The sequence below is a fragment of the Providencia sp. genome (genome assembly GCF_052096715.1).
Classification (GTDB): domain Bacteria; phylum Pseudomonadota; class Gammaproteobacteria; order Enterobacterales; family Enterobacteriaceae; genus Providencia.
Genome location: NZ_JBQDNB010000027.1, coordinates 1 through 24,939 on the forward strand (window position 1 = coordinate 1; position 24,939 = coordinate 24,939).

Annotated in this window: 20 protein-coding genes, 1 tRNA gene and 4 pseudogenes; 7 read left to right on the plus strand and 18 right to left on the minus strand. The window is 39.7% G+C overall.

Annotated features, from left to right (window positions below; translation table 11 throughout):
- Window positions 1-97 precede the first annotated feature (97 nt).
- The 11 genes and pseudogenes from ACTH6U_RS16970 to ACTH6U_RS17020 all read right to left on the minus strand — a co-directional run.
- Window positions 98-686 (minus strand): annotated as a pseudogene (locus tag ACTH6U_RS16970) (tyrosine-type recombinase/integrase); the annotation flags it as partial.
- A 512-nt stretch (window positions 687-1,198) separates the two neighbouring features.
- A complete protein-coding gene (locus tag ACTH6U_RS16975) occupies window positions 1,199-2,611 on the minus strand; it encodes a hypothetical protein (protein ID WP_441832696.1) in 1,413 nt (470 codons plus the stop codon).
- A gap of 181 nt (window positions 2,612-2,792) precedes the next feature.
- On the minus strand, window positions 2,793-3,827 hold the full coding sequence (locus tag ACTH6U_RS16980; protein ID WP_441832697.1) for a virulence RhuM family protein: 1,035 nt from the start codon (window positions 3,825-3,827) through the stop codon (window positions 2,793-2,795).
- Between the two features lie 207 nt (window positions 3,828-4,034).
- A pseudogene (locus ACTH6U_RS16985) lies at window positions 4,035-4,188 on the minus strand (Arm DNA-binding domain-containing protein); the annotation flags it as partial.
- A 445-nt stretch (window positions 4,189-4,633) separates the two neighbouring features.
- Window positions 4,634-5,311: an Imm52 family immunity protein gene (locus ACTH6U_RS16990; protein WP_441832698.1), complete on the minus strand. Its 678-nt coding sequence runs from the start codon at window positions 5,309-5,311 to the stop codon at window positions 4,634-4,636.
- A gap of 13 nt (window positions 5,312-5,324) precedes the next feature.
- A complete protein-coding gene (locus tag ACTH6U_RS16995; protein ID WP_441832699.1) occupies window positions 5,325-6,092 on the minus strand; it encodes a Tox-REase-5 domain-containing protein in 768 nt (255 codons plus the stop codon).
- A gap of 1 nt (window position 6,093) precedes the next feature.
- Window positions 6,094-6,432, minus strand: coding sequence for a hypothetical protein (locus tag ACTH6U_RS17000; protein ID WP_441832700.1), 339 nt, complete (start codon window positions 6,430-6,432; stop codon window positions 6,094-6,096).
- Complete coding sequence (locus ACTH6U_RS17005; protein ID WP_441832701.1) at window positions 6,422-6,922, minus strand: DUF4123 domain-containing protein; 501 nt, start codon at window positions 6,920-6,922, stop codon at window positions 6,422-6,424. Before ACTH6U_RS17005 ends, ACTH6U_RS17000 begins: the two co-directional genes overlap by 11 nt.
- A 6-nt stretch (window positions 6,923-6,928) precedes the next feature.
- The gene (locus ACTH6U_RS17010) at window positions 6,929-7,327 is read right to left on the minus strand and encodes a PAAR domain-containing protein (protein ID WP_441832702.1); all 399 of its coding nucleotides are present in this window, start codon (window positions 7,325-7,327) and stop codon (window positions 6,929-6,931) included.
- A 166-nt stretch (window positions 7,328-7,493) separates the two neighbouring features.
- Window positions 7,494-7,658 (minus strand): annotated as a pseudogene (locus tag ACTH6U_RS17015) (Arm DNA-binding domain-containing protein); the annotation flags it as partial.
- 152 nt (window positions 7,659-7,810) lie between these two features.
- Window positions 7,811-7,905: transfer RNA gene (locus ACTH6U_RS17020), tRNA-Sec, on the minus strand.
- Window positions 7,906-8,195: 290 nt separating this feature from the next.
- On the opposite strand from ACTH6U_RS17020, the gene prlC reads away from it, so the two are divergent.
- Together prlC and rsmJ are read left to right on the plus strand one after the other, a co-directional pair.
- Window positions 8,196-10,238: an oligopeptidase A gene (prlC, locus tag ACTH6U_RS17025; RefSeq protein WP_434720406.1), complete on the plus strand. Its 2,043-nt coding sequence runs from the start codon at window positions 8,196-8,198 to the stop codon at window positions 10,236-10,238.
- On the plus strand, window positions 10,231-10,995 hold the full coding sequence (gene rsmJ, locus ACTH6U_RS17030; protein WP_294110277.1) for a 16S rRNA (guanine(1516)-N(2))-methyltransferase RsmJ: 765 nt from the start codon (window positions 10,231-10,233) through the stop codon (window positions 10,993-10,995). Before prlC ends, rsmJ begins: the two co-directional genes overlap by 8 nt.
- A 94-nt stretch (window positions 10,996-11,089) precedes the next feature.
- Here the strand turns inward: rsmJ and gdhA are convergent, their stop codons facing one another.
- Window positions 11,090-12,424 (minus strand): NADP-specific glutamate dehydrogenase, encoded by a 1,335-nt coding sequence (gdhA, locus tag ACTH6U_RS17035; protein WP_294110279.1) that lies wholly within the window; start codon window positions 12,422-12,424, stop codon window positions 11,090-11,092.
- A 264-nt stretch (window positions 12,425-12,688) separates the two neighbouring features.
- Window positions 12,689-13,123: a universal stress protein UspA gene (uspA, locus tag ACTH6U_RS17040; protein WP_294110281.1), complete on the minus strand. Its 435-nt coding sequence runs from the start codon at window positions 13,121-13,123 to the stop codon at window positions 12,689-12,691.
- A gap of 626 nt (window positions 13,124-13,749) precedes the next feature.
- On the opposite strand from uspA, the gene uspB reads away from it, so the two are divergent.
- The gene (gene uspB, locus ACTH6U_RS17045) at window positions 13,750-14,085 is read left to right on the plus strand and encodes a universal stress protein UspB (RefSeq protein WP_294110283.1); all 336 of its coding nucleotides are present in this window, start codon (window positions 13,750-13,752) and stop codon (window positions 14,083-14,085) included.
- Window positions 14,086-14,280: 195 nt separating this feature from the next.
- Here the strand turns inward: uspB and pitA are convergent, their stop codons facing one another.
- The gene (pitA, locus tag ACTH6U_RS17050; RefSeq protein ID WP_294110363.1) at window positions 14,281-15,771 is read right to left on the minus strand and encodes an inorganic phosphate transporter PitA; all 1,491 of its coding nucleotides are present in this window, start codon (window positions 15,769-15,771) and stop codon (window positions 14,281-14,283) included.
- 378 nt (window positions 15,772-16,149) lie between these two features.
- On the opposite strand from pitA, the gene ACTH6U_RS17055 reads away from it, so the two are divergent.
- The 3 genes and pseudogenes from ACTH6U_RS17055 to ACTH6U_RS17065 form a co-directional block, all read left to right on the plus strand.
- The gene (locus ACTH6U_RS17055; protein ID WP_441832703.1) at window positions 16,150-17,349 is read left to right on the plus strand and encodes an NAD(P)/FAD-dependent oxidoreductase; all 1,200 of its coding nucleotides are present in this window, start codon (window positions 16,150-16,152) and stop codon (window positions 17,347-17,349) included.
- Between the two features lie 436 nt (window positions 17,350-17,785).
- Window positions 17,786-18,484: a pirin family protein gene (locus ACTH6U_RS17060; RefSeq protein WP_294110287.1), complete on the plus strand. Its 699-nt coding sequence runs from the start codon at window positions 17,786-17,788 to the stop codon at window positions 18,482-18,484.
- Window positions 18,485-18,551: 67 nt separating this feature from the next.
- Window positions 18,552-18,641 (plus strand): annotated as a pseudogene (locus ACTH6U_RS17065) (N-acetyltransferase); the annotation flags it as partial.
- A 70-nt stretch (window positions 18,642-18,711) separates the two neighbouring features.
- Here the strand turns inward: ACTH6U_RS17065 and pckA are convergent.
- From pckA to ACTH6U_RS17085, 4 genes are all read right to left on the minus strand, one after another.
- A complete protein-coding gene (pckA, locus tag ACTH6U_RS17070) occupies window positions 18,712-20,331 on the minus strand; it encodes a phosphoenolpyruvate carboxykinase (ATP) (protein WP_294110289.1) in 1,620 nt (539 codons plus the stop codon).
- Between the two features lie 203 nt (window positions 20,332-20,534).
- Window positions 20,535-21,407, minus strand: coding sequence for an Hsp33 family molecular chaperone HslO (hslO, locus tag ACTH6U_RS17075; protein ID WP_336431026.1), 873 nt, complete (start codon window positions 21,405-21,407; stop codon window positions 20,535-20,537).
- A gap of 61 nt (window positions 21,408-21,468) precedes the next feature.
- Window positions 21,469-21,879: a ribosome-associated heat shock protein Hsp15 gene (gene hslR, locus ACTH6U_RS17080; RefSeq protein WP_441832704.1), complete on the minus strand. Its 411-nt coding sequence runs from the start codon at window positions 21,877-21,879 to the stop codon at window positions 21,469-21,471.
- Window positions 21,880-21,934: 55 nt separating this feature from the next.
- The gene (locus tag ACTH6U_RS17085; RefSeq protein WP_441832705.1) at window positions 21,935-24,028 is read right to left on the minus strand and encodes an IgaA/UmoB family intracellular growth attenuator; all 2,094 of its coding nucleotides are present in this window, start codon (window positions 24,026-24,028) and stop codon (window positions 21,935-21,937) included.
- Window positions 24,029-24,332: 304 nt separating this feature from the next.
- Here ACTH6U_RS17085 and nudE point away from each other — a divergent pair, with 304 nt between their 5' ends.
- The gene (gene nudE, locus ACTH6U_RS17090) at window positions 24,333-24,884 is read left to right on the plus strand and encodes an ADP compounds hydrolase NudE (RefSeq protein ID WP_441832706.1); all 552 of its coding nucleotides are present in this window, start codon (window positions 24,333-24,335) and stop codon (window positions 24,882-24,884) included.
- The last annotated feature ends 55 nt before the right edge of the window (window positions 24,885-24,939 follow it).

The window sequence follows — 24,939 nt, forward strand, 5'->3', positions numbered from 1 at the left end:
TAAATTATTAAATTATTAAATTATTAAATTATTAAATTATTAAATTATTAAATTAAGGCTATTTGAGAGCAGACTTAATACGCTACTCTCATTTTTGAAAATAAGGCAGTTCTTCGGCGATTAAGAATGGGAAGTGTTGTTTCTTTGGAGGAGTTAATGCAGATGCAAGATCAGGGTTATATTCAGCTCATCCTGTAATGATTGTGTACCTATAAACCTCACCACAACGCTTATGGATGTTACGCTTCTTCTCCAAGGCTCCGCATTTCTCCATTTTACGTAAAGCTTCAAGTAACTCTAGGGGCTTAATTTCTACTATCGGACGCTTACCGATATAAGAAAAGATATCTTTTTCAAAAGTATTGATGATTTCTTCTCGATAACGTAGCGACTAGCGATCCACTTTGCTTTTGTGCCATTCACGCGCAATAGACTCAAAACTGTTTTCCATTCCCATTTTCTAAGCCATTTTTTCTATTTTTTTAGTTTCAGCAGGATCAATTCCATCCACTAAGAGCTTTTTGGCCTTATCCCGTTTTTTTCGTGCATCAGCTAATGAAACTAGTGGGTACATCCCAAAAGAAAGCCGTTTTTCTTTACAACCAAAACGATACTTCATCCTCCAAGCCTTCGACCCGTTGGTGTTAACCTCCCCCTCCATCGGTCATTTTATAGAGAGTTACCATCGACCTTGAGGCCGCTACCTAGCAGGCGTAAAGCTTCATTGTGGGGGCATCCAAAAAATAGGGAAAAATTATGCCCCCAATTTTGCCCCCAAACAAGGGTAGAAACCAGTAAACAAGGGGAGAATCAGACAGACTGTGAGATGATTAATCTTATTGATTTACAAAGAAAATATAGCTTTTTGGAGAAATTCAGAAACCGCGTTTGGCGGAAGATCACAGGAGTCGCATTTGATGGCTAATGACACTGATATTAAATGAGTTTACTGAGATGGATAAATATCGGTGCCCCCAGATTGACTTTTGAGGTGGGGAAGTAAAAGTTAAAAATCAGGAAATAAAAGCATCATGATGTTGAGTGTAACAAGCAGATCAAATCTGAGATAATAAATGCGGACGTTAGCAATTAATCTCACGATTGATGGCGTATGCACCTGTGTCAGGATAAGAGACATTGACACTCAATCCTTCCAAGGTACAGGCTCACCAAATAAATAAGTGAGCCCGCTTGTTTATTAACGCGTCACATTAACCTGTTCCAGTTTGACTGGACTTTCAGGCTTATCCCCCACTTGCATAGCGACTGGGACGAAAATGTTAAAATCCTGCAACCAAGCTAGTTTAGTACTGCTACTAGGCTGCCCTTCACTAGTCATTCGGCATTCAACTGATAAATATTTCCCACTAAATTCGGGGGCAATACTTTGAGCATCTCCTTCTCCAGTGACATCACAGAATAGCGATGAAGTAGTTACCTTCTTATTAGAGTCAATATCTTCCCATTGTGCCTGATATCGTTGACCTGTTTTTAACGGAAAATGCAGGTCTGTCTGTAACTTGTTGAGTAGTGAAGTATCATTACTGATAGACATGGCGAACTTCAATTGTAACTGATTAGCCAGCGTTAAACGTTGTACTGTCCAGATATCATAATCTTCTAGCTTGCGTATATAGCCATCCGGCTGTGCATCCAGCTGTATATTGACCTTACCGAAATCGCTGACTTCCGTATAGTTAATCTGTTTAAAACGAGGAGGCATCAATGGCTTGATCAATAATTGCGCTTGGCTATCAATCGCAGAAGAAAGCGGAAATTTATTCAGCCACTGCGGATTATTATTACTCAGGTCGGGCATTGAAGGCCCCATCAGTGTTGATGCAGGCTTATTCTTAGCAGGCACAAATAGCCCTTTCGCTGTGAACGATTTTCCTTCTGGTAACTCGCAAAGTTGATCGAAGAGCTGTGTCATTTGAGTATCAATTTTGAAACTGCTCTTGCGGCGAATAATATCTGCAGAGATCAGTGAGTCTGTCACGCGACCCTCGCTATCAAAATTCATTGCAGCAACAGCATTACCTTGATGTGTTTTACAGTTATATAAATAGTGCTCAACCTTTAATTCTAGTGGCGCATCGTAAGGCGGTTCCCAAGTAATTTCTGAGATATCATATCCCATACTTACCGATAAAGTGTCACCAGTGACATAAACACTATTAATATCAACAAGATTGGTTATAATATCTTGAGAGGTCGTCGACAATTTTTCCCACCGCATCTCTTTTATGGGTAACTGGCAGACAGTACGGATTTCCTCTTCTGTCATCTGCTTATCAATTTGTGCGGGCGCATAGCGGGCATAACTTTTCCCGTAATAACGGGCTTTAGTAATTCCATCATCATTAAGTAAATCTTTATATAGAAACTGAGCCTTACCTTGTTTACAGTCAACAGAACGCCAGTGCTGGATTGTTTTGCCGTTACCATTGGTGACCGATAACATATAATTCACACGATCATTTATTCTGGTTATAGATAATGGATCAATTCCACTATCTCTCAATTCAGGCTTACCCGCGGCTTGAACGAAAGAAAGTGGTAAGAAAGACAGAAATAACAACGGACTCATTAAAGAACGTAGGTAAGACATATATATTCCTTCATAAAGGATTAAGAAACAAATAAATTACCATCTAAATATAAATCATTCGTCCAACTTGATATGTAACTTATAGATAAACGTAGCGCGAGGTCAACAACACCCGCTTATGACACAAAGTGAATTTTAACAATGGAGAAAATGTTAAATCAAATCACAAAACTGCCACTTTTTACTTATCTCTTTTCAGTAACTCTTTCAGCGCCACTATATTCGCTCTCGCCCCTTCAACCTCTTTTAACCGACGACGTTTTTGAGCAAAAACATCAAACGCTGCTTTAGCTTTTTCATCAGCCACTTTTTTACTAATTCCACCAGCACCCTGCAAAACTTCACGGTCATTGAAACTTAAAAACTGATCCAGTTTAGTATCCCAATCCTGTAAAAAAACCTGCTTACGGCGCAATGCTTGGTCTTCCGCAAAATCCAGCCACATATTGACGATGCGATTTAATTCTTTGAGTTCATTCTCACGTAGATAATTCTTCGCGATCGTGACATCGGTTTTACGAACTTCGCCCGACTTATAGCTGGTTAAGCCCATATCCGCCTGACTCGCATCTGCACGGCTAGCAATAAGCTCAGCGGCAGTCATGCCCGTACAAGCAAAATGCAATTTGTTTTGGATGGTTTGGAAAAAACGATTGGTTTTTTTATTGGAAGGCTCGTAGTCCGCTGCCATAGTGAAAATCTCTTTCACTCGTAGATACACGCGTCGCTCACTGGCGCGAATATCACGGATGCGTTCGAGCAGCTCATCAAAATAGTCAGGCACGACTGACTGACCGATAGACGGATTCTTCAGCCGCTCATCATCCATCACAAACCCTTTGATCAGATACTGTTCCAGCGTTTGCGTTGCCCACTGGCGAAACTGCGTTCCGCGAATAGAGCGGACGCGGTAACCGACAGCAAGAATGGCGGGTAAACTATAGTGTTCTATCTCTCTGGAAACCTGACGATTTCCCTCTAATCGAACTATCCGGAATTTCCGGATGGTTGCGTTTTGAGCAAGTTCTCCCTCAGAGAAAATATTAACAATATGCTCATTAATTGTACGAACATCTTTTCCATACAGTTCAGCAATGGATGCCTGAGATAGCCACAACGTATCAGATTCAAAGCGGCATTCGACGCGAGTTTGACCATCTTCACTTCGAAACAAAACAAATTCACCCTGTGGTACCTCAGGAAGATTATCACTCATCAAATTGCCTCCTCTCTATACGTTATGAATAAACTATGAACAACAATATATCATGTTTTATAAAAAAATAAGTTCATCAGAAAGCCGATAGTAAGCACATTATTTTATGCAAAAACAATGTGCTACTATTTCTATATTCCCTCTCCGCCAGAAAAATATTCGTGCATCTTTTCTGTCATCACCTACGGTGCCTTATTCAATTTAATCAACACCTATGGAAAGCATTTTTTCTTTGCTTGCAAAACGATACTTCATTCTCCAAGCCTTCGACCCATTGGTGTTAACCTCGCCCTCCATCGGTCATTTTATAAGGGGTCACCATTGGCCTTGAGGCCGCTACCAGGCAGGCGTAACGCTTCATTGTGGGGGCATCCAAAAAATAGGGAAAAATTATGCCCCCAAACAAGGGTATAAACCAGTAAACAAGGGGAGAATCAGACAGACTGTGAGATGATTAATCATATTGATTTACAAAGAAAATATTGCTTTTTGGAGAAATTCAGAAACCAAGTTTGGCGGAGATCACAGGAGTCGCATATAGATATAAACAATATGATTTAAAAAGAAATTATTAATATAGATAAATAATTAACCCCCAAATGCACCCCCAAAGCAAAAATCATACCTAAATTAATAATCTAATTAAGAGGTTGATGAGTGGGTTGTAGGTATAGCGATTATACACAAACAATATTTTTAACTAACTCATATCTAACAAGCATAAGCCATCATAATACACAGTAGATTATACGTTTCAAAAAATCATATAATCTACCTGCATACTCACTACTTTCCTCTTAACAATATTAACTATATATTTCTCGTATCAACGGCAATAACCCTAATGCTGTTAGCTGAATCTCTATCTCATTGGCTTTTTTGATATCTGCTTTATCTGAACCATCAAACACATGGTCGGTACTGATGATCAACGTGCCGTTATTTTTTTCATTTTCAATATCAACAAGTTCGGCCGCCATTGGTAATTGTTCTTGCGTGATTTTTTTGTTTAAATAAAGCATCCAACCAACAGGGAGTCTATCTGGAAAAACATTTTTTTTATTATATCTATATTTATTCGTATCAATTCGTATGCAAATTATTCTATATGCATCAAAATAACAATTTAGTGCATTAACTATAGCTACTTGGCTAGGTACATTAATATTACGCAGCTTAAATTCTAGATTATATATTAGCCCACAACTGGTATATTTTATATCTAATGCTTTATTTTTATTAGCCCATATTGACTCCATCCAATCAAAAAAAGGAATATCCTTTAATAAATTGGTCGGTGTATTTTGATTAAAGGCTTTCTTTTGTAATGCTTCTTCTAGAGTATCGCCTGTTAAATACCATGCGTCTTCATTTTCATGAGTAATCGACTCACATGTTAAAATCATATGACTAAAAATATCAATTAATAGGGGGATTGACATTTCTTCATGTAGCTCGATATCTAATTTAATTGATAAATCCATAACTACCTCAAAACTATGGTGAAAAGTGTGTTCGTACTTGTGGTAATGGTTCTAATAATTCGTCACAAAGCTCAAACATTTTTTTATGTGAAAAATGCCAATCAATAAATGATCTTTTTTTAAACTGGCTAAAACATAACCAATTTTGTTCCCCGGCTTGCTTAAGGATTTTATTATGCTCACCCATAAAAAAATTTGGTTCGCCTTGGCTATCAAAGAAAAAATCATAATTATCTTTAGTTTCAATAAAGTTACATTCACTGGGCACCCAGCCGTCAAACTCCACTAAAGGATTTTTTGTTCTCGTTGGTACTGGAATAGTGCATTTCCATTCTTCAATATATTTAAGTTGTCCTTCTGGAGAGTCAGCCGTCACTATTACCGTATTACATATCCTCGCCTGATACTCATAAGCTTTTGGTGAACGCGTATTGGTTATATAATTTTTATGGGGGATAATATAAGGTATTGCAGGGCAATCTTGGCACCCTTTACTTGCTTCAATTGCGGCTACACCTGCCGATGAACCTGCCACAGCGCCTACTGCTGCACCTTGATTACTTCCTCCTTTATTACCAACATCTTCATCATCAAACTCACCGCCAATCGCAATACTTTCATATTCACGAATTTTGCCATCGTAACTCGTGTTATCTCCCCATTCATCATCTCCATTACCCGACGAGGAGGGAAAACCAATTTTTGAGGCTTCTTGTGTCACTGCAGCTAGTCCGCCCAGTGTCATTAACCCTGCACCTGCAAGTATTAATGGAATTGGCATATTAGGTTCTCCATTCAATCAATTTCATGGCTATCCGTAAAAAATCTTGATACTGCTGCTCTGGCACACGATTTTTTTCCTCAAGCATATTTCTAATTTCTGGCTTTAAATAAAAGTCAGGGCAGCAAGCCTCATAAAATAAAAATGACCGAATTAACGGTTCTTGAGTAAAACCGAGGGAAAGAACATACTGAAATGCGGATTCTAAACGTTTATTCAATGTTTCGAGGTTCTGTAGTTTATCCAAATGGTGTTGATAAAAATCAGTACTCACTTGAGTCACGTAATCATTCTGTTCAATATTTTGAATTTTGTTTAATTGTTCTTCACTAAACTGCATTTAAGCCCCCTCCTTGTAATGCATAAAAGCGTCCCTCAAAGCGGTAATACCACGCAGTGAGTGGGGTCGTTATTTCATGGTATTGTTCGGATGTGAGGACTTGAGGCATATTGTGCGTCACACGAGGATCATAAAACCGAAATAAGGCTGTTTTACCATCGGGTAAACTCACATTAAGTCGTTCAGAGAAGTAAATAGCTAATTTATCAATCGATGAAGCACTGACTATCCACGACAACGCTGGCGATTCAGTTTCCAATTGCATTAAATCTGCCAACAAATCATACCGTTTGGTCACATCGATCAACCACGGACCCGCCCATGCTATTTCAGCATCTGATGCCTGTCTAAATAAAGGACTTGCTGACCCAAGTTTATCTTGAAGCTCTTCGTCAAAGTAACGTTCATATTGCAGACCACAGATTAAACAGTAATGCTTTGCATCAGGATAGCGTTCAAAATAGTTAAAAATAGGATGCTGATTATGCATTTATCATTATCCTTCTCGAACGACAAGCATTTGCCCTGATCCGGCGGCTTTCATTAAACAACTAATACAAATTTTATTCGTTATAGCTGGAGGGATAACTGAAACTGTTTCTGGGGAGGCTGACCCGCTTTCATTGCTATAACAGTCCTGAATTGAATTAATAAATCGCGCATGGCAAGGGCAGGAGCTAAAGCTTTCAAGTGTTCCTGCGTGTTTCCTATCTTCAAGCCACACACTATTTACACCTCCGAGAATTCGATACGCTCCCGAATGTTTGCCACAACTGACCATATCGCCTTCACGAGCACCAGCAACACCATACCATTGCATGGTATTGTCTCCTGTTAATATTTGTCCTCCACAAGTGGTTCTATCACCAACCCGTAAAAAATACCCCATTGCCATAATCTATCCTCCTTCATAGCTGAGGATAGATTATTTTACACTTAAGCCAAACTTACAATACTTAAATGAAACTATCACTTATTTATGCGACTAAATGTATTCTCTGCCAGAAAAATGTTCGTGCATCTTTTCGGTCATCACCTACGGTGCCTTATTCAATTTAATCAACACCTATGGAAAGCATTTTTTCTTTGCCTGCAAAACGATACTTCATTCTCCAAGCCTTCGATCCGTTGCTGTTAACCTCGAGGTATAACCCCCCTCCATCGGTCATTTTATAAGGGGTTACCATCGACCTTGAGGCCGCTACCTGGCAGGCGTAAAGCTTCATTGTGGGAGCATTCAAAAAATAGGGAAAAATTATGCCCCCAAACAAGGGTATAAACCAGTAAACAAGGGGAGAACCAGACAGACTGTGAGGTGATTAATCTTATTGATTTACAAAGAAAATATTGCTTTTGGGAGAAATTCAGAAACCGCGTTTGGCGGAAGATCACAGGAGTCGAACCTGCCCGGGACTGCTGGCAGCCCCAACTGGATTTGAAATCCAGCCGCCTCACCGGAGACGACGATCTTCCTTATCTTGAAGGACTTTGATTATAGACTGTATTCAATGTTTTCCAAAGCATTGTAATTATAACTATAACGTTTCTTGATAAAAGCTAAGAATAGATCCCATTTATTGATAAATACTAAGACGAAAAAGCGTTATCTTGATATTGAGGTTTACATTTTCGCCCCCATATCATTCTTTATATTCATAATGGTGTGCTGATTTTATTGATACAGAGCTCGCCGTTTTTACTTTTATTGTCAACACAGTAAGCCTTGGCCTACGAGCACAAGCCTGCAATCACAGGATGTTTTTATGACAAATTCATTATTAACCGATTCCGCACTACCGCGCTTTTCTACTATTGAACCTGCTCATGTTTTTCCCGCTGTACAGCAGGTTTTGGCTGAATATCGTCAAACTGTCGAAAACCTACTTTCGGCGACTAACCAATACACATGGGATAACCTTTGCCAGCCATTAGAAGAAGCGAGTGATAAACTCTCACGTGTTTGGTCACCTGTTAGCCATTTACATTCAGTTAAAAATAGCCCTGAATTGCGTGAAGAATATGAAAAATGTCTGCCACTACTGTCTGAATTCAGTACTTGGATGGGGCAAAATGAACCACTCTATCAAGCGTATAAATCCCTAAAAGATAATGCTGAATTTAATTCATTAACCGCAGCACAGCGTAAATCCATCGAAAATACATTACGTGATTTCGAATTATCCGGTATTGGATTACCTGTTGAAAAGCAAAAACGCTACGGTGAAATATCTGCTCGCCTATCTGAAATCGCCTCAAAATATAGCAATAATGTGCTTGATGCGACGATGGGCTGGAGCAAACTCATCAAAGATGAAAGTGAACTCGCAGGTATGCCAGAAAGCGCTATCGCTGCGGCAAAAGCAATGGCAGAGTCTAAAGGTGAAGAAGGCTACTTACTGACCCTAGATATGCCAAGCTACTTACCAGTAATGACTTATGCAGATAACGCTGAACTACGTCGCGAAATGAGCCATGCTTATAGCACTCGCGCCTCTGATCAAGGGCCAAATGCAGGCAAGTGGGATAACAGTGAATTAATTGAAGAGCTAATGGCTTTACGTCATGAATTAGCGCAATTACTCGGCTTTAAAAACTATGCGGATAAATCTCTCGCCACCAAAATGGCAGAATCCCCTGAGCAAGTGCTGAGCTTTCTCAACGGCCTAGCAAAACGCGCTCACCCACAAGGTGAAAATGAGCTTGCTGAACTGACTGCCTTTGCAAAAGAACATTTTGGCGTAGATACCCTTGCATCTTGGGATCTTGCCTATTACAGCGAAAAACAGAAACAACATAAATTTTCGTTGAGTGATGAACAACTACGCCCTTATTTCCCAGAGCAGCGTGTTATTGAAGGCCTATTTGAAGTTGTTCACCGTATTTATGGTCTAACCGCGAAAGAACGTCTTGATGTCGAGACATGGCATAAAGATGTACGTTTCTTTGAGCTGTATGACGATACTAGCACCCTACGCGGCAGTTTCTACCTTGACCTATACGCTCGCGAGAATAAACGCGGTGGGGCTTGGATGGACGACTGTCTTGGCCGTATGGTTCGCAGCAACGGTTCACTGCAAAACCCTGTCGCTTATCTCACCTGTAACTTTAATCAACCTCTTGGTGACAAGCCTGCATTATTTACGCACGATGAAGTCATTACATTGTTCCATGAGTTTGGCCATGGTTTACACCATATGCTGACACAAATCGATGTCGCTGATGTTGCCGGCATCAATGGTGTTCCATGGGATGCCGTTGAATTACCAAGTCAATTTATGGAAAACTGGTGTTGGGAACCTGAAGCTCTTGAGTTTATTTCAGGTCACTATGAAACAGGTGAACCATTACCAACTGAAATGCTAAATAGCATGTTAGCGGCTAAAAATTATCAATCCGCCATGTTTGTCTTACGTCAGCTTGAATTCGGCTTGTTTGATTTTACTTTACACGCAGAATATGACCCAGCAAAAGGGGCGCAAGTCATGCCAACTTTGCAAAGAATTAAAGAAAAAGTCGCTGTTGTTCCATCACCGGAGTGGAGCCGTTTCCCGCATGCATTTAGCCATATTTTTGCTGGCGGCTATGCAGCTGGTTACTACAGCTACCTATGGGCTGATGTACTGGCGGCGGATGCCTACTCACGCTTTACTGAAGAAGGCATTTTTAACCGTCAAACTGGTCAATCCTTCCTTGATAATATCTTGAGCCGTGGCGGTTCTGAAGAACCAATGGCCTTGTTCGAACGCTTCCGTGGTCGCAAACCTGAATTAGATGCAATGTTGAAGAGCTACGGTATTCATGGCTGAGAACGTTAAGATTCAATTGATCTGTGAAGAAGGTGCCGATGCAGGCACCCTCTCTCAACTTGCTGAAAAATGGCAGCTAATTCATACCCCTGATGCCGTTATGGCGTTAGTACTCACCCCTGAGAATTTACAACTACGTAAAATCGATGAACCGAAACTCGGTGGGATTTTTGTTGATTTTGTATCGGGCGCTATGGCTCATAGACGTAAATTTGGTGGCGGTCGAGGTGAAGCAGTAGCCAAGGCAGTCGGATTTAAAAAAGATTACTTACCTGATGTGATTGATGCGACAGCAGGGCTCGGTCGTGATGCTTTTGTTCTTGCGGCTTTAGGTTGTCGTGTTCGTATGCTAGAGCGTCATCCTGTTGTCGCTGCATTATTAGATGATGGCTTACAACGAGGCTACCAAGATGCAGAAATTGGGCGCTGGCTTCAAGAACGCATGTCCCTGATCCACGCATCGAGCATTACTGCGCTAAGTGAAATTACTCATGCACCTGATGTTATTTATCTCGATCCTATGTACCCACACAAACAAAAAAGTGCATTAGTTAAGAAAGAGATGCGAGTGTTTCAATCATTGGTAGGGTCTGATGATGATGCGGATTCTTTATTAGAACCTGCAATTGCATTGGCAAAACGGAGAGTGGTGGTGAAACGTCCAGATTATGCAGAACCTTTAGCCGGAAAAAAAGCGCCCTCTGCGATAACCACTAAAAACCATCGATTTGATATTTATCCCTGCATTAAAACATAAACTTCAATTTAAACGTAACGGCGAAGGGCGTATTGTACAGGTGAATTATCAGTATTATACATTCCGCCCTTTCGCGTACGTTTTGGTCAGAGAATTACAAAACACCCTGCGCAAGCATTGCATCAGCGACTTTCACAAAGCCCGCGATGTTAGCACCTTGAACATAGTTGGTTTGTTTCCCTTCACCGCCAAACTCAACACAATGCTGATGAATATCCAACATAATGTAATTTAGGCGAGCATCAACTTTCTCAGCAGGCCAGCTTAAGCGTGCTGCATTCTGAGCCATTTCAAGCCCAGATGTTGCAACACCACCTGCGTTAGCAGCTTTACCTGGCGCAAATAAAACACCTGCTTCAAGGAATAGCTCTGTTGCTGGGATGGTTGTTGGCATGTTTGCACCTTCACCAACTGCTTTAACACCATTTTTAATCAGCAGTTCAGCCGCATCAGTGTCTAGCTCATTTTGTGTTGCACATGGCAGCGCGATATCAACAGGAACACACCATGGTTGTTTGCCAGCTAAGTAAGTTAGACCAAATTCTTTGGCATATTCTTCAATACGGCCATAGCTATTTTTGATTTCTTCTAAGCGAGCAAGTTTTTCAGGTGTGAAACCAGCTTCATCAACCACAGTACCGTTTGAGTCAGAAGCAGTTACGACTTTAGCGCCCAATTCCATACATTTTTCAATGGTGTACTGCGCTACGTTGCCTGAACCTGAAACTGCTACACGCATACCGTCAAAACCTAGGCCATGGCGTTTTAGCATTGCATCAACGAAATAAACTAAGCCGTAACCGGTTGCCTCTGGACGAATTAAGCTACCACCGAAAGAAAGACCTTTACCTGTGAATACACAAGAAGTGTCGTTCGACAGTTTTTTCATCATCCCAGTCATGAAGCCAACTTCACGACCACCTACACCGATATCACCCGCCGGTACGTCTGTATTTGAACCAATGTGACGATAAAGCTCAGTCATCAGTGCTTGGCAAAAACGCATTACTTCACCATGACTTTTTCCTTTAGGATCAAAGTCAGAACCACCTTTACCGCCACCCATAGGCAAGGTTGTCAGTGCATTTTTCAGTGTTTGTTCAAAACCTAGGAATTTCAGGATTGATAAATTAACTGATGGATGGAAACGCATACCACCTTTGAATGGACCAATTGCAGAACTGAACTGAACTCGCCATGCACGGTTAACTTGTACTTTACCTTGATCGTCAACCCAACAAACTCGAAATTGAATAACTCTTTCTGGCTCAACAAAGCGCTCAAGTAGAGCTTGATCACGGTATTTTGCATTTTGCTCTAAGAATGGCCAAAGAGAAGTGAACACTTCACGTACTGCTTGAAGAAACTCAGGTTGTGAAGGATCTCTTTTTTGGACAGATTCCAAGAACGAAGATAGTGATTGTGTCATCTAGGTCTTCCTTTTTAACATTTATTGTTGTGATGTGCCTCACCATTTCATTTCATTATTTTTTGGAAATGTGAGGTTGATTTGCGTTTGCCTATTGAATATATCACTAGTTTGTATTCTTAATTCAAGCTTTTTTTTTCTTAATTAAGTAAAAAAAAACCTTGACCTGCCAAGAACCACCTTAAATTACATATTTTGATACAAAAAAAACGCCTGCATAAGCAGGCGTTTTTAGTGAATAATTTTTCAAAAATAGCGAGTAGCCTATTCTTCTTCGTCATTCAATGGCACAATCAACATATCCACATGGACAGTATTGATTAGCTGACGAGCAGAAGACATTAACTTACTCCAAAAGTCTTGATGATGACCACAGACAACTAAATCCATGTTGTATTTTTTAATCGCATCAACTAAAACTTGGCCTAAATCACCACTACCACTGAGTGTTTCTTGAATTTCATAACCGGCACCAGCAGAAAGATCTTTCAGTGAATTACGTGTTTCATCAGTGATACGTTGTTGCATATCACCAAGATTTACATCGATAAGTCCAGTGTAAAGATCTGAGTAATTTACATCAACATGGATCATGGAGACTTTGGCACCGTACGGTTTTGCCATAGAAACAGCTTTATCCAGCAATACTTTACTTTCAGGTGATAAATCTACCGCAACGAGAATATGTTTGTAAGCCATAAGTAAACTCCTTCCAAATGCTGATTATCTGATAATTGATGAAAATTTATCAATATCTAATGAATACTATACCTGCTAATTGAGATAAGTAAGTGTCGTTTAGATCACATCTAAGCAGATTAACCTTGAAATCATGAATTCATATAACATTTTATAAAACAGTAACATCATTCATTCAATATTAATATATTACCCGAAATAATGCGAATTATCCCTAAAGTACTTTACGCTTTGCGGACTACTTTCATCTGTAAAAAACAATCAAATTAAGCCAATTGAATCAAAAATCGAAGTCTGCCCCCCAAAATTTGCCGCCAAAAGAAATCGATATAAAAACAAAAACTCTACTTATAAAAATAAGCGCATAGTGACAGTTTTCCACATAACTTCATTAGCTTAAAATATCGCATTAAGACAAATAATGATGCAATACATTAGTTAATACAACAAGGAACAGATACTCTGAGTTTCATCAATATAAACAAATACTAATCACAAATTTGATAGCATTGCACTTTTTTTATACAGATTTTTGTCCTACAATAAATTTGTACCCTATAAGTTCAATGTTTTTACTGGTTTTCCTTTGTTACAACTGCGAAAAGCTAAGTTCTAAGGAGAGGATTATGTTCAGTATGATTGTCTTGTTTTGGGCTTTGTGTATTCTTTGCATCATCAATATGATGCGCTATTTTTCTTCGATTAGAGCTTTATTATCTATTTTAAGAGAGTCCGATCCTCTGCTCTATCTATCTGTCGATGGTAATGGCTTTTTTACCACTCACGGTCAATTAAATAAACAACTTAGGCTTGTTCGCTATATTAATAACAAACAGTATCTTGAACATTATGAGCCTGAAGTTATCCTTCGTTGTGAACGAATTCGCAAACAATTTTTGCTAATCAGTCGATTGAGTATTCTCGTTGTTGTCAGCTTAGTGTCTTTATTTATTACTGGATAACTATTAATTGAGGATAAAAAACCGTATGAGTAACTATTCATTTTTTGATTGAATCAATAATATGATGAGCTATTTCACTGACTCAATATTTAACCAAAAAAAATAGTGATGACCTTCTCAGATCATCACTATTTCATCATGTTCATGTAACTCATTGACGTTTTTAGCTTGCGCTGAAAAACAAGTTAATTGCTGTTAAATAAACAGCAGTGATAACCAATATAATCCACCTGACAACACGATTGATACTGGTAAAGTCAATAACCATGCCAGAGCAATGCTCTTAATTGTCTTGGTCTGTACACCACCACCATCGACAACCATGGTACCTGCAACCGCAGAAGATAATACTTGTGTCGTTGACACTGGCATACCAGTATAACTCGCAACACCAATGGAAACCGCTGCGGTTACCTGCGCAGAAACACCTTGTGCGTAGGTCATGCCTTTCTTACCGATTTTTTCACCGATAGTAACGGCAACACGCTGCCAACCAAACATAGTACCGATAGAGAGTGCTAAAGCCACCGCAATAATAATCCAAAGTGGTGCATACTCGACAGTATACAGCAGGTCATTACTGAGTTTTTTCAACAAACTTGCATCTTTAGAACTGGTCTCTGGTAATTTAGCGACTGCGCTTGCTGTATCAGAGATACACATTAATAAGCGACGTGCATGGTTACGCTGATCAGGAGAGAGCTCATCGTAGCTCTGAATGCCGTTGAGCATTGTTTGAGCTTGATTCAAGATGGCAACAGTACGTGTACTATCACAATGGAACTCACCACTAATTTCATCGACACTTTCGATAGCCGTTGGGGCGTTTTCTATTGCGTGGTTTAACGCGGGTTTATGTGTTTCGTAGTATTGTTGTAAATGAACAACAGCATCATGCGTTCTCGCGATGTCATAACCGTTAGAATTCATGTTGACAACGAAACCAGCTGGCGCAACACCAATTAACACAAGCATGATAAGACCAATGCCTTTTTGTCCATCGTTCGCACCATGAGAGAAACTTACGCCGACGGCGGAAAGAATCAATGCGGTTCGAGTCCAAAATGGCGGTTTACGCTTACCATCTTTTTTCTCGCGCTCAGCAGGCGTTAAGTGCATACGGCGACGTTTTTTAGTGCCACTCCAATAACGGCGTAGTATAAAAATCATCAACCCTGCAACCATAAAGCCGATAGCGGGAGAAAGAATTAACGAGATGAAAATACTGATCATTTTCGGTATATTCAGCGCATCAACCACTGAAGAGTCTGTGACTATTGCGTTGGTTAAACCAACCCCAATAATGGCCCCAATCAGTGTATGAGAACTTGATGCAGGAATACCTAAATACCAGGTTCCAAGGTTCCAAATAATTGCAGCCAATAGCAATGAAAAAACCATCGCAAGGCCGTGAGCAGAACTCACATTAAGCAATAGGTCCGTCGGTAAGAGGTGAACAATCGCGTATGCAACGCTCAACCCTCCCAGCAAGACGCCGAAAAAGTTAAAAACCCCTGCCATGACGACAGCGAACTGAGCTCGCATTGCTCGGGTATAAATAACCGTCGCTACCGCATTTGCGGTGTCATGGAAGCCATTTATAGCCTCATAGACCAGCACAAATAGCAGTGCCAGAACTAATAATAGACCTGTATGAAATTCTAAACCTGTAAAAAGATGTAGCATAGACGTTAAGCCATTATATGTTGGACATGAACGCGGCGCATTATCAGTGACAAACGCTAGCGGTGGAAGCAAAATCTAACCTTTTTTTGATATAACTACCCATCAAAAAAGTACCTCATAGCAATTACTCCATAAATATCAACCAATTGAATAAAACAAACTTATTCTGATTTATTGAAACTTTTACGGTAAAAATCCCAGAAAATAAAAGTTATTTCATCTTTTTTGCCGAATTTCCCTAATTATAATACGTCTTGTGCACTTTTCATTAGTTCTTCATCGAAGCTTTACAATACAACCTCTATGATATGACGTAAAATACACCAATCCATAATGGTAATTACGCTTAAAATCAGACATATATAGAGAATTTTTATTGTGAAAAAAATAGACGTTATTATTTTAGGTGCAGGTGCCGCAGGCCTGTTTTGCGCTTCATTGGCAGGAAAACGTGGTTTAAACACGTTAGTACTCGATAACGGAAAAAAACTTGGCCGAAAAATTCTTATGTCTGGTGGTGGCCGCTGTAATTTCACCAACCTGTATGCCGAGCACAGTAACTACTTATCAGCGAATCCACATTTTTGTAAGTCAGCACTTGCTCGCTATACACAATGGGATTTTATTGAATTAGTCAGTAAATATAAAATCCCTTACCATGAAAAAACCCTCGGGCAACTATTTTGCGACAATAGCGCACAAGATATCGTCGATATGCTGCAAAGTGAATGCGACTCTCCTCACATATCGATCAAACTGCGCAGCGAAATTACACAAGTTGAAAAAATAGATGATGAATTTATCGTAACTGTTAATGGTTCGCAGGTAAGTGCGCGCTCACTTATTGTTGCTACTGGCGGTTTATCCATGCCTGCTTTAGGGGCTACCCCTTTTGGCTATCGTCTTGCAGAACAATTTGGTCACACTATCAAACCCACTCGCGCTGCATTAGTTCCTTTTACACTCCATAAGCCTTTGCTTGAGGCTTTACAGGTGCTTTCGGGGATCTCCGTCGCCGCGACCGTCACCTCCGCCAACGGGACATTATTCAAAGAAAATATCTTATTTACCCATCGTGGATTATCAGGCCCTGCTATTTTACAGATATCTAACTATTGGGAACCGGGAGAGTATGTAAGTATTAACTTACTGCCGGACACCGCTGTTGACAGCTACTTAACAAATGAAAAACAGCTACATCCTAATCAATCGCTTAAAAATACGCTATCTCAACTATTACCAAAACGATTGATAGAAGTATTACAAGAACGTGGACAAATCCCTGACTGCCCGCTCAAGCAGCTGACACATGCACAAATAGACGCATTACATAACACCCTACATGATTGGCAAGTACAACCCAACGGTACTGAAGGTTATCGCACCGCTGAAGTTACTCTGGGAGGTGTTGATACCGGTGAAATTTCGTCTAAAACAATGGAATCACTCAAGGTTACGGGATTATATTTTATTGGTGAAGTCATGGATGTAACGGGTTGGTTGGGAGGTTATAACTTCCAATGGGCTTGGAGTTCAGCAGCGGCTTGCGCAGAAAGCTTACCGAGCAACCCCAAATAACCACACATTTCGTAGAACACAATATAAGTTAATCCATTGAAAAATAATGGGTAATTTTTAATCTCATATAAATCATATAAATCATATAATTGCATTTTAAATTATACCTTATATCATTTTGATTAAAAATAATGCTTTACAAACGATACTGATAACTATTATCATTATCATTACTTACTCGATATGGTCAACTTAGTCACCGTATTCTTGAAAGTACGACATTGCTCACATTGCTTCCAGTGTTTACTTTAGCCAGCCTTGCGCTGGCTATTTTTTTATCTATTCCCCTATCAACTCAATCTTATTCAAATTTTTTGGATCCTATTGTGAATGCCAACTACTTCTCTCTTTATTCTATTTGGTTAAACTATCATCAATACATTTAGAGCGAGTTTATCTACACTCGACTCGATAGCCGCTTTTAGGAGATGACACGATGATCTATTTACGCAAAGCAAACGAACGCGGCCACGCCAACCATGGTTGGCTTGATAGCTGGCATACTTTTTCCTTTGCTAATTATTATGATGAGCAATTTATGGGATTCTCAGCACTGAGAGTCATTAATGAAGACTTTATTGCTGCTGGGCAAGGGTTTGGTACTCATCCTCATAAAGATATGGAAATATTAACCTATGTGCTTAGTGGCGCAGTAGAACATAAAGATAGCATGGGTAATATGGAACAAATTCCAGCGGGTGAATTCCAAATTATGAGCGCAGGTACCGGAATTCGTCACTCTGAATATAATCCTGATGATAAAAATGAACTTCATTTATATCAAATATGGATTGTGCCTGAAGAAACCGATATTCAGCCACGCTATGAACAAAAACGCTTTGATTCTCATGATGGTAAGCAACTGGTTCTCTCCCCTGATGCACGGGAAGGTTCATTAAAAGTTCATCAAGACATGCAGTTATGGCGTTGGGCGCTCAGTGCAAATGAAGAACAATCTCATGATATTGCAGATAAGCGAGTCATGTGGATACAAGTCGTCAAAGGCACTGTTGAAATCAACGGACAAAAAGCCACAACCAGTGATGGTTTAGCTATTTGGCAAGAAAATCACTTAGTGATTAAAGCAGATGAAGACAGCGAAATTTTGTTATTTGATTTGCCTTCTGCTGACTAAAGACATGTTTTAATTTATTCGCCCTGTGTGTTTCTCATGCAGGGCTTTTATTTACCAAAGCGTGATAATTGGCACAGGAAGCATTGTCATCAAACCAATTACTCAGAAAGGTATTTATGCAGGAACCCCCTCAAAGCTGCTCAGAAGGTTGTGGTGACCCTTATTATCGACAAAAAAGGCTCTACGTCGTAGAGCCTTCATCATTAAATAAAATATCAACTAATAACTTACTGCTTAGGACCTACTTTCTCTAATGCAGCCCCAGCTGGGGTATCAGTGTATTTATCAAAGTTCTTCACAAAACGATCTGCTAAATCTTTCGCTTTTTCATCCCACTCAGATTTATTTGCATAAGTATTACGAGGGTCAAGGATATTGGTATCCACTCCCGGTAACGCTGTTGGGATATCAAGATCAAACACAGGCAGTTTTTTCATTTCCGCTTTTTCAATATCACCACTTAAAATCGCATCAATGATTGCACGTGTATCTTTAATTGAAATACGTTTACCCGTACCATTCCAACCTGTATTCACTAAGTACGCTTTCGCACCCGCAGCTTCCATACGTTTAACTAATACTTCAGCGTATTGTGTTGGGTGCAGTGATAAAAATGCAGCGCCGAAACAAGCAGAGAACGTTGGCGTAGGTTCAGTAACACCGCGCTCTGTACCCGCTAACTTAGCCGTAAAACCAGACAAGAAGTGATACTGTGTTTGTTCTGCGGTTAGACGAGAAACCGGTGGTAATACACCAAATGCATCCGCTGTTAAGAAGATAACTTTTGTTGCATGACCTGCTTTAGAGATAGGCTTAACGATATTTTCAATGTGGTAGATAGGGTAAGAAACACGCGTATTTTCTGTTTTTGAACCATCATTAAAATCAACTGAACCATCCGCTAGCACCATTACGTTTTCAAGTAATGCATCGCGTTTAATTGCACCATAAATATCCGGCTCAGCTTCTTTCGACAGATTGATTGTTTTTGCGTAGCAACCACCTTCAAAGTTGAATACACCATCATCATCCCAACCGTGCTCATCATCACCAATTAACTTACGTTTTGGATCAGTAGACAGTGTGGTTTTACCTGTGCCAGATAAGCCGAAGAAAATAGCAACATCGCCTTTTTCGCCAACGTTAGCTGAACAGTGCATGGATGCAATGCCTTTTAGCGGTAGAAGGTAGTTCATTATTGAGAACATCCCTTTTTTCATTTCGCCGCCGTACCAAGAACCGCCGATCAGCTGCATACGCTCTGTCAGGTTGAAAGCAACAAAGTTTTCTGAATTAAGACCTTGTTCTTTCCAGTTAGGATTCGTGCATTTTGCTCCGTTCATTACGATGAAATCAGGCTCAAAACCTACTAATTCCTCGTCTGATGGGCGGATAAACATGTTTTTGACAAAATGTGCCTGCCAAGCGACTTCAGTAATAAAGCGAACTTTCAAGCGAGTATCAGCATTCGCGCCACAAAAAGCATCAATAATAAATAAACGTTTGCCTGACAATTGCTTAGTAACTAATTGTTTTAAATCAGTCCAAACTGCTTGAGTCATCGGTTTATTATCATTCTTACCTTTACCTTGGTCAGCCCACCAGACCGTATTACGTGTGACATCATCACGCACGATATACTTATCTTTTGGAGAACGACCGGTAAAAATACCTGTATCAACAGCAACCGCACCGAGTGTCGTTACTGTTCCACGCTCATAACCTTCAAGTTCTGGCTTAGTTTCTTCCTTGAATAACAGCTCATAACTTGGGTTATAAACGATTTCTGCTACATCATGGATCCCGTACTTTTCAAGTTCTTTTAGAGTAATACTTTTAACGCTCATTTTATTGCTCCCGATAAACATAACTATTCTGCAGATGATCATAATTCTTTACGACTAATTAACAGCGATAGTTATCAAAGAATTGAAAATGTATAATATTTTTTAATCCATAATGAGACTTAGAGCACGTTATAATGCTTTAAAATTACAAAAAAAAGGTGCAGAATTGCACCCTCATCACATAATTAAGTTGCTAAATCGTATCAGTGAAGTTGCTGATTTAGTTCATTATTCAACCCCTGAATAGTGGATTCAGTAAATACATAGTGCGAACCGCAAAACTCACACTCCATATCAATTTTTCCATCTTTTTGCAATATATCGTTAACATCTTCTTTAGATAAAGTTGCTAAAGTACTTTCACAACGTTCCCGTGAACATGTACAACGAAATTCGACAGATTGTGGGTCATACAATGTGACATCTTCTTCATGATACAGGCGGTGTAAAACCTCTTTAACATTGAGCTGACTTAATTCCTGACCTTTAATTGTCGCAGTCAATTGCACCAAATGATCAAAAATATCACGACTAGTGTCATCCGCTGCGGGTAATACTTGCAATAACATACCTCCAGCCGTTGCTTTTCCGTCAACGTCACCAACACGAATAAATAAGCGCGTTGGTAGCTGCTCTGATTGAAGGAAATAAGCATCAATACACTCTTCAAGTGTCTCGCCTTCAATAGCAACAATTCCTTGATAACGTTCACCTTGTTTTGGTGCGATAGTGATCACCATATGACCGTTACCGATCATTTGTTTTAATGAACTTCCCGCTACAACCGGACCATCAACACGAGCAACGCCGCGCATTTGCTGTAGATTATCACCCTTAATAACGACTAAGTTTACTGGACCATCACCTTGAATTTGCACCGTAATATCACCGTCAAATTTCAGTGTTGCCGTTAATAAACTCGTCGCAACAAGAAGTTCACCCAATAAGCCCTTAACGGCCTCAGGGTAGTCATGATTTTCTAAAATACGATGAAAGGTTTCATCAATACTGATCATTTGGCCACGAACAGCGTGCTGCTCAAATAAAAAACGATGGAGTTGGTCTTGTTTAGACATAATTTCTCTCTATTGCTAAGCGCTCTATGACTAAGCGGTCCTCGATGACTCAACGTCTAAATTAAGACGACTCATGAGAATTTGTTTGTTTAAATTTTAACAGAGTTCGACGCTCTTTTTTATCAGGTCGTCGCTCTGGATGTGGCATCGTCAATGCGTTCATTTTACGCGCTTGAGCCACTTTTTCCCGTTGTTCAAGACTAATTTCCGTTTCACGATAAAGTCGCTGCGCTTCCGGCGCTCCCCTACGTTGACCACTGATTTCAAGGATTTCAATCGTACGCTCATCATTACCTTGTCGCAGTCTAACGGTGGCATTCAACTCAACTATCTTTCCAAGTTTAGTTCTTTGCCCATTATAATGCACTTTTCCGCCATCTATCATTTCACGAGCCATCGAGCGCGTTTTATAAAAACGAGCAGCCCATAGCCATTTATCAAGGCGAATCTGTTCAGTCGAGGGTTGTTTCATGATGTCTTCCTCAATAATAAGTTTGTAATGAGGCGACCACCGTAGGGGTATTAGACTATCTGCGATTGGAAGGATTGTCTGCCTCAAAGCATTTATCGTAATATTGAACAATCTTACGTAAACGCCTTTTGTTATTCAAAACACGAATAACGATCAGCGAGCCATTTATTAGCACGCAAACCATCAGAAATAGAACAAAAAGAGAGCTACTTACATATTGAGATAGCACCGCGGAATCGGGTTCTTCATGCAAAACAATATGTAATGTACCATTAGCGTCAACCGATAAATGAGTAATAATCCCTTCGACATCAAACGGCGTATTAATCAGAATACTCGATAACCGTTGAAGCTCTTGCCAACGCTGTAATTGCGTCAAGTCATTAAGTGAATTACCCGCTATCAAATCTACTAATGATTTATTTTCGTCACTAATAAGTAGCACACCACCTGGTGGTGGACTATTTAATTTACGTACTTCTTTATCTATTTCTTTCTTGATAAATTCATATGTGGTGGCTTCAACTAAGTTTTCCAAGGTCTCAGCGCTTCCTCCCCGCAATAAAACATGCGCACCACTCAACTTTCCAGTTGATGCCTTATTCACAAGAGTCGGCCAATCATCGGTACTACCTAGGTTCGTCAAGGCATTCTGTAGCTTGGAACAAGCGGTATCCTCTTTACATAATGCATTGGTTTTTAATATTATTTCAGAAAAATCAAAAATAATATTCATACCAGATTTCATAATATCTCGTTGCAATCTTGGGTTTACACCACCAGCATCTTTATCTGGATGAAGTTGACTATTTACCACATGAAGCAATTCAATAGCACGGTCTACAATCTCTGATTCAGGTTCATTAACCAGACTAACATTATTCCAATACACCCCTGAACAGTCAAAAGGGACAAATAAAGCCTGATTAGCATCATTAAGGTTAGGCGGGCGATAGCACATTCCCATCCCCTTAGCGATCAAAGTATCACCGACTTTTAGTTTACGCGTTTCCAATTCCGTTGAATTTGTGACGGTGACTTTTTGTGACCCTTCAAGCCAAGCAAAACCCAATTTCACAGGTAAACTAATTGATTGATAAGAAAATACTAATGCTAAAACAAATAATGCGCCGACGAGTATGAGAATATTTTTTTTAAATCGTTTATAAGGGTAAGAGCGCTCCTCTTCATGAAGAGAAAGGTATTGCCCATGCTTGAGTACATCGCCAGACACATAAAAATCAATATTAGTTGCACGATTAAATTCATGTTTTACATAAGGTGCCCAGTGCGTGGGGTAATGAAGATCAACGCCACTAATAGACACTGTTGAAGTATATTTTTTATCTAACTCACCAAAAAGTTCCCAACGCTTCGGTTGCCCATAAACACACTTAACATCCTCATATTGACTCGGAAACATTTTAGAACGAAATAAAATAAACAAACCAATTACGAAGCAAATAACTGAAGTAACTAGCCCGACCCCTTGTAAAAGAGGAATCACAATTAACGTCAAATAACCCAAAATAAAGCTTAAACAAATGACTATTGCACCTAGCCAACCAGAAGAATGATGTAATCGATGCTCTTCTGGCGTTTCTTTGCGTATACGTAATAACTCAATACTGTGCTGTTCACGTTCCTGAATTGCCGCTTCCGGTGCTGCGGGTTCAGTAACAGGCTCAACCAACCATTCATTACTAAAATCTTTTAATGAATGACTATTCATAGATACAATGAGTGGTAGATGGTCAGTCTCAACAATCTCCATCACATTTTGTCGTTGTAAGAAAGGTTCGAGTTGAGAAGGAAGCTGTACTTCAATCGTATCAATAAAATAACGCCAAGGGCTCCCTTGCTCTTGGCGCAAATTAAAGCGCGTGACCGAATTACATAGCGTGACAATCGTGGCGTTTTTTTTAATTTGCCACACCGTTTGAGGTGTATGTTGAGATGTAGAAGCGCAATGATTTAAATATTGGGTGATAGTTTGGTAGTCTGCATCTATCATTTTTCGAAAAGAAGGTGTAGCCAAGGAAGGTATCTGATAGACGCCAGAATGCCGCCCCCGCCTGAAATACAGGAAGGAAGCCATTATAGTTAGGCTAATAATAATTATAGCCGTTATAATGACGTGGTTAAGCATGTTTACCCCAATCAAATATTAGCTGGAAAAGCATAGCAATCACTATGCAATCTCTATATAAGTCAATTCCTATTCTATTTCTATTTTTTATGTTAATTTACAATATGTTGTAAATAAATATTATTATTTATCAATCTGTGCTGTTCTTCGGCGAGAGATATACTAGCAGCATTTCATCCACCCGATAATCTCTATCATTTTTTTTTGATTTAGGTCATAGTTGATAGCGATGTAAAAGTATCGCCTTTATAAATTAAATTGGCTTTTACGCAGAGATATTCACTCATCCTGCTCGGAAATCATTATGACAGAGTTTAAAAAACCAAAAATCTTAAATGTTCAAGATATTGCTAAATCAAAATTATTTAGCATCCAATCAGTTGACCTCGAATTTAGCAATGGTGAGAAACGTGTCTACGAAAGAATGCGCCCAGCTAAACGTGAGGCAGTTCTGATTGTGCCAATTATCGATGAGCATTTAATCCTGATCCGCGAATACGCAGTCGGTATTGAAAGCTATGAATTAGGTTTCCCTAAAGGTGTAATAGACCCAGGTGAAGTCGCACTTGAAGCGGCACAAAGAGAACTCAAGGAAGAAATCGGTTATGGTGCGCATAACATCATTCAACTGGCTAACCTCACCATGTCACCGTCTTATTTTTCAAGCAAAATGAATATTTTAATTGCCCAGAACCTCTACGTAGAAAAACTCGAAGGCGATGAGCCCGAGCCGCTACAACAAGTTAAATGGCCAATTGCACGCATGATGGAATTACTCGATCACCCTGACTTTAATGAAGCCAGAAATATTAGCGCTCTATTCTATGTTGAGCGTTATTTAAATAATATCAAATAACACAACCTGATAAAAAACACCCCATGCCTTTAAATGCAACAATGGGGTGTAAATT